The 741-nt window shown below is 64.5% G+C and carries 1 protein-coding gene; it reads right to left on the bottom strand.

The annotated features are described in order from the left end of the window. Nucleotides 1-2 precede the first annotated feature (2 nt). The coding region (locus tag BN1121_RS03380; RefSeq protein ID WP_156139386.1) for an EAL domain-containing protein at nt 3-741 on the bottom strand (739 nt) is incomplete at its 5' end.

Below are 741 nucleotides of genomic sequence, written 5' to 3' on the forward strand. Positions count from 1 at the left end.
GCTCAATGAGCGGCCTCTTGGTTTTCTGCGCCTGAGAGGAAGCGCTCGGCGAACGCTTCCGGCGGCAGGGGAGGGCTGAACAGGTATCCTTGCAGGCGCTGGCAGCCTGCGACCGTGAGCCAGTCGCGCTGGGCCTCGGTTTCGACTCCCTCTGCCGTGATCTGGATCCCCAGCTCCTGAGCCAACCCAATCACAGAGCGGACGATGGCTGTGGTGGTGGGGTTGCTCTCCAACTCGCGGATGAAGCTGCGATCCAGCTTCAGATTGTGCACCTTGAGACGGGAGAGATAGGCGAGCGAGCAGTAGCCGGTACCGAAGTCGTCGATGGCCAGCGAGAAGCCGGCGGCCAGCAACTGTCGCAGGTTGCTGTCTATCTCCTCGGCATTCTCCATCAGCACGCTCTCGGTGATCTCCAGCTCCAGCCGACTGGTCGACAGCCCGCTCTCGTCGGTGATGCGGCGCAGCTCGCGGCAGAGCCCCGGATGACGAAATTGCAGTGGCGAGAGATTGACCGAGAGCAGCAGCCCGGGGTGATGCGGCTGCCAGCGGGCAAGCTGGGCACAGGCGCGTCGCATCACCTGCAAACCGAGGCGACCGATGAGGCCGAGGGACTCGGCGAGGGGGATAAACTCCTCGGGTGAGACGGGGCCCAGCTCGTCATCGCTCCAGCGGCAGAGCACCTCGGTGCCGAGCAGTTGCCCCTGACGAGCGCTCATGATGGGTTGATAGACCAGGTGCAGG

Origin of the sequence: Aeromonas diversa CDC 2478-85, from assembly GCF_000819805.1 — a bacterium.
GTDB lineage: Bacteria > Pseudomonadota > Gammaproteobacteria > Enterobacterales > Aeromonadaceae > Aeromonas > Aeromonas diversa.